The 10,210-nt window shown below is 47.9% G+C and carries 6 protein-coding genes and 1 pseudogene; 2 read left to right on the top strand and 5 right to left on the bottom strand.

The genetic code is table 11. From position 1 onward, the window contains the following. Together J0895_RS06420 and J0895_RS06415 are read left to right on the top strand one after the other, a co-directional pair. Positions 1-201: hypothetical protein (locus J0895_RS06420; RefSeq protein WP_207087280.1), on the top strand; the 201-nt coding region annotated here is incomplete at its 5' end. A gap of 403 nt (positions 202-604) precedes the next feature. After that, positions 605-1,042: an Rrf2 family transcriptional regulator gene (locus tag J0895_RS06415; RefSeq protein WP_207087279.1), complete on the top strand. Its 438-nt coding sequence runs from the start codon at positions 605-607 to the stop codon at positions 1,040-1,042. Between the two features lie 244 nt (positions 1,043-1,286). Here the strand turns inward: J0895_RS06415 and J0895_RS06410 are convergent, their stop codons facing one another. From J0895_RS06410 to J0895_RS06390, 5 genes and pseudogenes are all read right to left on the bottom strand, one after another. Then, on the bottom strand, positions 1,287-3,029 hold the full coding sequence (locus J0895_RS06410) for an iron uptake porin (RefSeq protein ID WP_207087278.1): 1,743 nt from the start codon (positions 3,027-3,029) through the stop codon (positions 1,287-1,289). Between the two features lie 1,309 nt (positions 3,030-4,338). Further along, positions 4,339-6,075, bottom strand: a complete 1,737-nt coding sequence (locus J0895_RS06405; protein ID WP_207087277.1) for an iron uptake porin — start codon at positions 6,073-6,075, stop codon at positions 4,339-4,341. 846 nt (positions 6,076-6,921) lie between these two features. Beyond that, positions 6,922-8,562, bottom strand: a complete 1,641-nt coding sequence (locus tag J0895_RS06400) for an HD family phosphohydrolase (RefSeq protein ID WP_207087281.1) — start codon at positions 8,560-8,562, stop codon at positions 6,922-6,924. A gap of 630 nt (positions 8,563-9,192) precedes the next feature. Continuing rightward, a complete protein-coding gene (locus J0895_RS06395; RefSeq protein WP_207087276.1) occupies positions 9,193-9,474 on the bottom strand; it encodes a 4a-hydroxytetrahydrobiopterin dehydratase in 282 nt (93 codons plus the stop codon). Positions 9,475-10,026: 552 nt separating this feature from the next. Then, positions 10,027-10,210, bottom strand: a pseudogene (locus tag J0895_RS06390) (photosystem II D2 protein (photosystem q(a) protein)); the annotation flags it as partial.

The following is a 10,210-nucleotide window of genomic DNA, read 5'->3' as shown; positions in this document are numbered from 1 at the left end:
GATCGCAGCAACCTGGCTGGTTCACTCCTGTCTGCTCTCGAATCCGCCCAATTTGGCCGGTACGGTAGCATCACATTTGGAGAGTACCTGGTTTACAAAGATACAGGAATCCGCTTCCAAAGCTTTGATAACCAGTTCATTCCACAACTCAACTTCGACTTGATCCTAGAGAACTTTGGAAATCAGATCCCTGGTCGATAGAATCCTCCGGTCTAACGCTTGGGGTTAATCAACCGTGAATTTCAGAAGGGATTGGCTTTGCGCCTTTCCCTTCTGCACCGAATTTAAAAAAACTCCTAGAGTTTTTTCAGACTCGTTAGTTAGGTCGCTCTTTCGGGCGATTTCTGCCCTAATCAAATCAAAGCTGCTTAAGCTTTGAACCCTAACCAAGCCTACACTCTCCAAGGAGTGTAGGCTTTCTCTATGACCGTTCGTTCGGAGTTAAAAAAGTTTAGAACTATCTGGAGCCTCAGCGCAACGAGATGGGGATTTTTAGGGAAGGGGGCAGATCCGAGTCTAAGAATATCTGTAAAACCGCAGTATAATAGACCACAGTGGCTAATTTTTTCAATTTAGCCCTTAAACGTATCTTGTATTTTAAACAGTGGAACTTTCCTGTAAAAGTGAATACGCGCTGTTAGCCCTATTAGAGTTAGCCAGCCAATATGATAAAGGAGAGCCGCAACAAATTCGACAGATAGCTGCTCAACAAAATATTCCTGACCGTTACTTAGAGCAACTTTTAGCCTCCTTACGGCGCTGTGGTCTAGTTCGCAGTCAAAGGGGTGCAAAAGGCGGTTATCTTTTGGCTCGGGAACCTTGGAAAATCACTCTTTTAGATGTGGTGACCTGCATAGAAGGTTTGGATGCGGGCCTCTCGGAAAATGATTCAACCCCCAAAACCCTAGAAAATGAAGTCATTCGAGAGGTCTGGAAAGAGGCTCAGGAAGCCTCTCAATCCGTCTTGCAAAAATATACCCTGAAAGATGTCTGCGAACTGCGGAATGCCAAGCAGCAGAGTGATATCATGTACTACATTTAAAGCCAATTCATAACCCTCGGGGGAATTCATCGGGTCTATCCCCAACTCAAGAGGCTGCTGTTATTAATTCAGATTCGTCTTGTCAACCTAGGTAATAAACACTAAAAAAGCCATGCACAGAGCATGGCCAAGTCTGACAAGAAAACCTCTAAAATTCTTACCCTTTAGACGGCTCCAGTATTGGTGATGATCAATTGAAAACAAGGGAAGTTTTAACCCCCCTTATCCCGAAATTGTCCCGATTTTAGAATCTGAAGGTGGTACGGATGGTTCCAATTACCACGTCATCGTTGAGATCGTTGTGATCCGGAGCCGTCAACCAGATAAAGCCCGGAGTAATGGCAATATTCTCCGTTAGCTGATATTGGTAAAACCCTTCAACGTGTAAAGAACGATCGGGGTCTTCAAGCGCTCCATTAAAATCATCTGTGCTGACCTGGGGTTCCATACCTACGACTAGCCCAAATTGGCTACCCGGAGGTCCAGCATTAACCGCTAAGTTAACGGCCCAGTTCCAGATACCCAGGTCGCCTTTGAGACCTTGGTCGAGGATGCGAGCATTGGTGTAACCAGCCCAACCTCCGAAGGCAAAGGTTCCCGTATCATAACCAAGTTGCACACCATAAGCGTTGCTGATGGTGGTTAACCCATCCGGTGGTGCCAGGGAACTCACGGGAGTAGCAAGCTGGCTACCTGTAACCATATCAGTACGATAGGCATTGACATAAGTCAGACCCAGTTGCAACCCGGTAACTGGCTTAAAGACCACTTGGGCTAAGGCTCCATAAGCACCATCAAATAGCCCGTTGCGACGGGTCGGAGTTCCAGCATTTCGAGCTAAATACCCCAAGCTGACTTCTGCGGGACCTGCATCAAAATTCAAGCCAATCCCTGAGCCTTCAACCATGTTGTAAATGGGAGCGCGGGTCCCGAACCGAGACAACGCACCGCTGCCACCATCTCCATCCAAGGGGGTGATGGTGCTGGCAAAGTCAGGCACAATACCGCCTACAGGAAGAAAGACAACGCGGGCGTTGCCAACAGTGGTTTCATAGGCTAACCAATCGAGTTCGACGTTGGTGCTGCCCGAAGCGTAAGGGCCAACTCCAAACTTGAGGTCGCCTTCCGGGGTGAAGGTATTCGTTCCGGAAAAGGCATCGAGATTATTGATTTGGAGTCGGGTATACAGGAAGTCATTGCCGGTAAAGCTGGTCACAAATGCCAAACGAGTGCGGGTTCCAAATTGAACGCCACTGTCGGTTTCGCCTCCGACGCTATTTCCCCCTTCTGCCAAAGATAAGGCAAAGATGGATTCACCAAAGAGTTTGGTGGTGGTGGAGAACTGATTGGCTTCAAGTTCGGTGACGCGCACTTCCAGGGCGTCCACCCGACCCCGTAAGGTGGCCAGTTCAGCACCAAATTCCTCAACTAACCGTTGCAGGGTGATCAGGTCGTCTCTGCCTAGCACCCCTTCGATTTGAGCGGCAATGATTTCGTTGATGCGCTCTAAACAGGCGTTTAAACCGGCAGCAAATTCATAACGAGTCAGCGCCCGGTTCCCACGAAAGGTCCCATCGGGATAACCGGCGATACAGCGATAGCGCTCAACCAGGGATTGGAGTGCTTGGAACGCCCAGTCCGTGGGTTGTACGTCCCGTAATTGAGAGACGGAGGTGACTTGGGTAAGCAGGCTGCTATCCGCTTCAGTACCGTATTCCGTAAGTTGTTGTAAGATGTTGGCCGTTTCTGTGGCCGACGGTGCGTCCTCTTGGACTTGGGCGATCGCCCCGCTTATATCAACTCCATTTGCCGAAAATTCACTAGGTTTGGCGAATTCATTCGCCTGAGCCGTTGGCATCCAGTCGGCTGGGATTTCCGAGGCGATCGCCTCAGATGCAGCTACTCCGGACCCTAAAGCCGCTCCAACTAACGCCGAAGCTAATACTGCTGGACTGACCAACAGCGAATTCCACAATACTTTAGACATTTTCCCTCTTCTCCTCACACCAATTTAGAGTTCGATGGAATACTTTCCCCTGGACTACATTGGGGAAATCAAAACCCACAGCAGAGTGATTATACCGGCTTTCCTCCAATTTGCGGACAAAAGTTTACTTTGCCCAGGATGGATATGGGGTTTTCTCCCTTACCCGGCTAAGTCACCAGGGGAGTTTTGACATCAATCACCTCGCAAATTAGGGCGCTAGTCTACCCATGTTGTTAGTGCCTTTATCATGGCTTAAAACTGTAGTTCGGTCAAGAACTTTTATCTATTAATTCTCCCTGGTAGCATTTGTTACCAATTACTCTTTGTTTTTTCCCTTCCGACAAGTAGCGTTATGAGGTAGGTCGATGGGTAAAGTTCGCCCTGCTTGTGGATTATAACCTGAATTTTGCCTATCCCATAAGTTGACTTATAAATTTTGCTAATACCGGGCTTGAAGATTGGATCGATATATTTGTTAAAGTTTAAAATAAAATTGACTGAATTAAAACATGATTTCGTCAACCAGACTACTCGTTAAGAATTGCATCGAAATGTTATGTTTACTGGCAATTTATGAATTGCAATTACAGCATGGGGATGTCAGACCTAGAAGAATTGTCTAAATCATTAAGACTCGGTATAGTATCCTTAAAAATATCCAGTTAATTGAGTGATTAATGCGGATGACTTGCCAATTATACAAAAGACAAAGTGGGGAAAAGATTAACGTATTTTTTAGCCGTTTGCTTTGTCACAACAACTTCTAACCCGTCTCCTATTAGGGAAACCTTCGGGAGGTTCACAGGCGATCGCGCTGTCCCCAGCTACCCCATCATGCATTGCAATACAACTCGCACTCTGTGAAAAGAAACCACAGTCTAAGGCAAAAATCCTCTATGTTGTAGAACCCTTTGAAAGCTACACTCAACGCAAGGATGTCAGTCTTCCAGTTATAACCAAACTGGATAACCAGGGTAGAAATCCATCGAATTTTCTCTAGTCAAACCGATTAAAAAGAAACCCCCCTAATTAATTAGGGGGGTTTAAATATCTGTGCTACCTAGTTTTCAAGGGAGCATCTCAATTTTGCCTAAAAACCGATCTGACCTCTCCCCCCTGCCCCCCTCCCCTGCAAGGGGAGGGGGAAATTGACATCTTTCTCCCCCTTCCCTTGAAGGGAAGGGGGCTGGGGGGTTAGGTCTCTTTTCAAAATTGAGATGCTACCTAGTTTTCAAAAGCTTAAGACCAAGGTAGCATCCAGAATTGAACTCCCTAGGTTGAGCCAGTGGGTTCATCCCAATTGCTAGTCTTAGAATCGGAAAGTGGTGCGGATGGTTCCAATTACCACGTCATCGTTAAGATCGTTATGATCTGGAGCCGTCAACCAGATAAAGCCCGGAGTAATAGCAATATTCTCCGTCAGCTGATATTGATAGAAACCTTCAACATGAAGAGAACGATCAGGATCTTCTAGCGCCCCATTAAAATCGTCCGAGTTCACCTGGGGTTCCATACCCACAATCAGACCAAATTGGCTGCCCGGAGGTCCGGCGTTAACCGCTAAGTTAACGGCCCAGTTCCAGATACCCAGGTCGCCTTTGAGACCTTGGTCGAGGATGCGAGCGTTGGTGTAACCGGCCCAGCCTCCGAAAGCAAAAGCCCCGGTATCATAGCCCAGTTGAACGCCATAAGCGTTGCTGATGGTGGTTAAGCCATCCGGTGGGGCTAGAGAAGATACAGGGGTAGCCAACTGGCTACCTGTCTGCATATCGGTGCGATAGGCGTTGACATAAGTCAGACCTAGTTGCAGACCAGTAACGGGTTTAAACACCAATTGGGCTAAGGCTCCGTAAGGGCCATTGGTCAGCCCGTTGCGACGGGTGGGAGTCGAGGCATTTTCTGCTAAGTAGCCGAGGCTAACTTCAGCAGGGCCTGCATCGAAGGTCAAACCAATCCCAGCACCCCGAACCAAGTTGTAAATCGGAGCGCGGGTCCCGAACCGAGATAGAGCACCGCTGCCACCATCGCCGTCGAGGGGGGTGATGGTGCTGGCGAAGTCATCTGCTGCCCCAGCATTTGCCATAAAGACGACATTGGCGGGGCCAACAGTCGTGCTATATAACAAGGTGTCTAAGCGGACCGTGGTATCTCCAGCTTGATAAGGGTCAACCCCAAATTTCAGATCCCCTTCGGGGGTAAAGGTGTTGGTGCCAGAGAAGGCATCGAGATTGTTGATTTGGAGTCGAGTTCTGAGTAGATCTCGGCCTGTGAAGCTGGTATCGAAGTTCAACCGAGTGCGGGTCCCAAATTGAACACCGCTATCGGTTTCGGCACCGACACTGTTTCCACCTTCGGCCAAGGATAAGGCGAAGATAGATTCACCAAAGAGTTTGGTGGTGGTGGAGAATTGATTGGATTCGATTTCGGCGACGCGCACTTCAAGGGCATCTACCCGACCGCGCAAGGTTGCCAGTTCTGCAGCAAACTCTTCAGTTAACCGTTGGAGGGTTAACAAATCGTCTCTGTTCAGAATGCCTTCGAGCTGGGCGGCAATAATTTCGTTGATGCGCTCTAAACAGGCGTTTAAACCGGCAGCAAATTCATAACGAGTTAGCGCTCGGTTCCCACGGAAGGTTCCATCGGGATAACCCGCGATACAGCGATAGCGCTCAACTAGGGATTGGAGTGCTTGGAAAGCCCAGTCAGTGGGCTGCACGTCCCGTAGTTGAGACACGGAGGTGACTTGGGCGATGTTGTTTGTGCCACCCCCTTCACGGCTGTATTGATTGAGTTGTTGTAAAACGTTGGCGGTTTCTGTGGCCGACGGTGGGTCTTGTTGAACTTGGGCGATTAGGTTAAATCCCCCTGCTGAAAATGCAGTGGGTGCGGCCAATTCGTTCGCCTGAGCTACTGGCATAGACTCGGTTTGGGTTTCCGAGGCGATCGCGGACGGTGCGCCCACCACGGACGCTAAGGCCGCTCCAACTAACGCTGACGTTAAAACTGCTGGACTAACCAACAGAGAATTCCACAATACTTTAGACATTTTCCCTCTTCTCCTCACACCTTTAATTATCTAAACGATTTGACTTACGTCTCTCCTAAATCTTTCAGACAGGAGATAACAAGCCAAAAGAATGAAAGATAGAGCTACGAAATAGCTCTTAACCCCTTGACGGGTTATATCCACTTCTCAACTGCACCGATATAGATTTTTAGCCGGAACAGTTATAGGTCCCCACGACCTAGGGTGGGGATGTTACGGCAGACCCTAGAACCAGAGGCATCCCCTCCAATCATTGATGTCCCGGATGGAAAAACTAGCCCGATTAAGGATGAGGATGTAAAACCCTCAATCCGACGGCTCGGTTTTCTGTCCAGGTTTTTCGTAACCTGATCAAGCAGGCTGTCGAGAGTTGGCTGGAGGGCCTATTGCTTCTGACAAACTCTCGATTCATTATATATAGCCAGTCTAAATCAGTTTGACACCTGGATCGGCTCCCCTCTCCCTCTTTGGGAGAGGGGTTGGGGGTGAGGGTCCATTCGCAAATTCATTTAGACGCGCTATAGTCAGCGAGATAGTGGCTGCTTACTTCTGTTATAGATTAACAGATTTACTTCGATTGGAACCGGAGATTTGCAAGTCTGTGTTGTTTCTTGCGAACGATGGTAACCCTTGAACGGTCCAGTTCTATGGTGTTTTTTTTTCTACTTCAAGGGCAAATAAACCGTATGTTTAGTTAAAATTTTCGGTTCAGGGCCAGCCGATGCTCGATTTGACGCAATAGGCTCCCAGGGATGACTGAAGTTAATATTTTTGAGTTCCCCGATCGCCTGAATCAAAAGGTTTTAATCTGGCTGATTGCCATTAGCTGTGATGCTGTTGTCGTGATTAAGCGCTTTCGAGGGTGACCACCTCTTGAGAGTGGCCCAGGACTGAAAAAACTTGACGATGCTCGAATAATTCCAACAGGTCGGCGTTGATTTTATTATGAATAGCTTCTTCTCGGAGAATTCTGAGGGCCGATTCTACAGGTAATCCTCTCTTGTAGGGGCGATCGCCTGCGGTGAGCGCATCATAAATATCGGCAATGGTCATAATCTGGGCCTGGATCGGAATTTCATTTCCTTTCAATCCCCTTGGGTACCCCGATCCATCAATCTTTTCATGATGGCCGAAAGCGATCTTCGGCACATCTTTGAGATCCCGGGTCCAGGGAATGCGCTTCAAAAACTCATAGGTATGGGTCACATGATATTCAATAGACAAGCGTTCTTCTGGGGTCAAATTCCCCTTCGGAATCAGCAATTGAGTGATTTCGTCGGCGTCGATCAAGGGCTTTAATTGACCATCCACATCTCTATAAATCTGTTGAGAAAGTTCTCGGAGGCGAGCGAGGGGTTCTTCCGCGAGTATGCGCGGTTCATTGGCCTCTAACAAGAGCTTCCAGTAATTATTCAGTTGCGCTATCTTCTCCTGGAGTTCACGGTCGAGTTCCTGCAACTCCTGACAATGAGAACAGGCGTTTTCGGAGTCGCGATGAAGGTGCGAGGGATGCTCAATCAAATACCTAAACTTATTTTGGGCGCATTCCATTTCCATCGTTCGCTCTGCTAAGGCAAACCGATGGCGAATCACCTCTAGTTGTGATGGATAGAGCTTTTTCTGCTTAACTAAAATTGCTTCAGGGACCCCAACTTTACCAAAATCATGCAATAAAGCGGCGTAGCGCACTTCTTGGATTTGACGAACGCTAAACTTGACATCTCGTATGGGTCCAGTTTTCACCGTATTGGCCTCTTGACTGAGGCGAACGGTCAGTTCGGCTACCCGCTCAGAATGTCCAAAGGTACAAGGATCCCGTGCTTCAATGACTTGCACCGATGCCTTCACAAAACCCTCGAACAAATTTTCAATACTTTCTTGCAGATGATTCCGTTCGATGGAGATCGCTGCTTGGGATGCCAAACTTCTGACGATTCGCTCTTCCCATTCTGAGTAAGGCTGGGTGACTTCGGTCACGTTTTCTGGGGTGACTACCACATCTGCCTGAGTCTTGCGATTAATCAGTTGTAGCACGCCGATCATTTCCCCCTGACGGTTTTGCATGGGTAGCACCAGGACCGAACGAGTCGAGTAGTCAATATCTCGATCTACACTGCGCTCTAGCTGATAAGGGACCGTAGGTGGCAAGGCGTATGCATCGGGCAGATTTAGGCTCTCTCCAGTGAGGGCCACATAACCGGCCAAACTTTTAGGCGTCAGGGGTATGGCGAATTCCTGAAATGAAACTTGAGGCAGAGAATCGTTCTGTGCTACCTTAAACAACAACTTTGGGACTTCTTCATCGTTGTGATCGACCAAGTAAACGCTCCCTGCATCGCTACAGGTCAGTTCTCGGCTCTTGGTTAAAATTAGGCTCAACAACTCTCCCAAGGAATATGTACTCGAAAGCGCTGCGCCAATATCTAATAGCTCTTCTACTAATTCAGCTCTCGTTACATATTCGTTGCTTAATTCCGGGGTATTCAAGACCCCTAGCGAGTGATGCTTTACTGTCCGATCGCTGTTCACAGCTTTACCTGAATTCACCTGAAAGTACCGGATGCCTGGAAGTCCTAGCTCTTTAAACCAGGGAGGAAAGGCGGCTCTATGCCATTGATTCCCCGTCAATCTTATGCTGCAATCGAGAGGCCCTTAACAATAACGGTCTACCTGTGGAAATAATTTCACTCGGATGAGGAATCCCATTTCCCGTCAGCTTCTGACCAATTCAGTCTTGATCACTCTTGAAAGCGATCGCGATTTAGCACCTGTAGTTCGAGGTTCAGGTTAAGCCGTTTACTTGGGGGAATCTCCAAAAAAAGGACCCGCTTTTTGGGAGACCGAGGATTGCTCCTGCCTGTGCCAGCAAGGTTTTCTCTGAGTTGAGCCCTGCCTTTTTAGGGGGCTAAACTTGAGGTCTCCTAAAGATGGACCTGTTGTGGCTCCCAAAGCAAGCCCTTACGGAGTCGAGAATCGCATCAATTCGTTACCCCTACTTATAACAACTCCAGAGTGCGCTGATGCTACATCTGTAGTTGACTGATGGGCAAATTTTATCACAAAAATTTTGTTATGAGAATTTAATCCGTCTCAACCCACTTTCTGAGGGAGGGAAACTTATTTCAACTCGGAGATGGTCTGGGCCATCTGAAAGTCTTTTTCGGTTAAGCCCCCAGCATCATGAGTCGTTAAGCTAATAGTGACTTTGTTATAAGAAATTTCCAGGTCCGGGTGATGTCCGGAGGTTTCGGCTGGGTCAACCAATTGATTAACAAAGGCGATCGCCTCGATAAAATCTTTGAATTTTCTTTCACAGTGCAATATTTTTCCGTCTCGGGTCCATCCCCCAAGTTGAATCAACCGATCCTGAATCTCCGTTTCTGTTAATAACTGAGCCATCTGATTCTCCTTGTTGACTTCAATAATTCAATAATAAGAGGGTTAAAAAAAACTATCCGCTCTCACCGGGTGCGCTTAGTTTTCACTATGACGCTGAGGGTGAAAGCGGTCTAGTTGGTCTTCAGATTGGAACCTGACTGCCGGGAGGAACTCCCAACCAGCCTAGTTCTCAAGGATTATCTTTAATCCCAAAGGGACTAAAGCGAGTTGTTAGAGAACAGCCCCGGCCCACAGCCGATTTACTCCAATCTGATGACCCATGGATTTACTACTATCTGGCATAGGCATCACCTCCTGTTACCCTAAGCGGGTTTTATTTCTATAAGCTTTATGTCACCTAGCATAACACAAGAAATTGAAAATTTCCCAACCCTGCTCTTTTTTATCTGGCTAATTTTTTTTCGGGGACTGCGCGGTTGTCCAAACTCGTCGGAAAAGCCCGGATGAAGCGGTCTAGGGGGAGTGACCCCGGCTATTTAACACAAAACCCCTACCATATGGTAGGGGTTTTGACTGAATTTAGCTAAAAACTCAGTTGGGTTCAACAGATTTCTACAAAGCGTTACCGCGAGGTAGAACCTCTTCGGGGAACTCGAAGTTTTCGTGAGGCTGGTCAACCGGAGCCATCCAAGCCCGAATCCCTTCATTCAGAAGAATATTCTTGGTGTAGAAGGTTTCAAATTCCGGGTCTTCCGCAGCCCGCAGTTCCTGAGACACGAAGTCATAAGCGCGCAGG

Source organism: Phormidium pseudopriestleyi FRX01 (assembly GCF_017313335.1).
In the GTDB taxonomy this organism is placed as follows: domain Bacteria; phylum Cyanobacteriota; class Cyanobacteriia; order Cyanobacteriales; family Laspinemataceae; genus Laspinema; species Laspinema pseudopriestleyi.
Note: the sequence above shows the minus strand (reverse complement) of the source record. Positions and strands in the feature narration are given on the sequence as shown.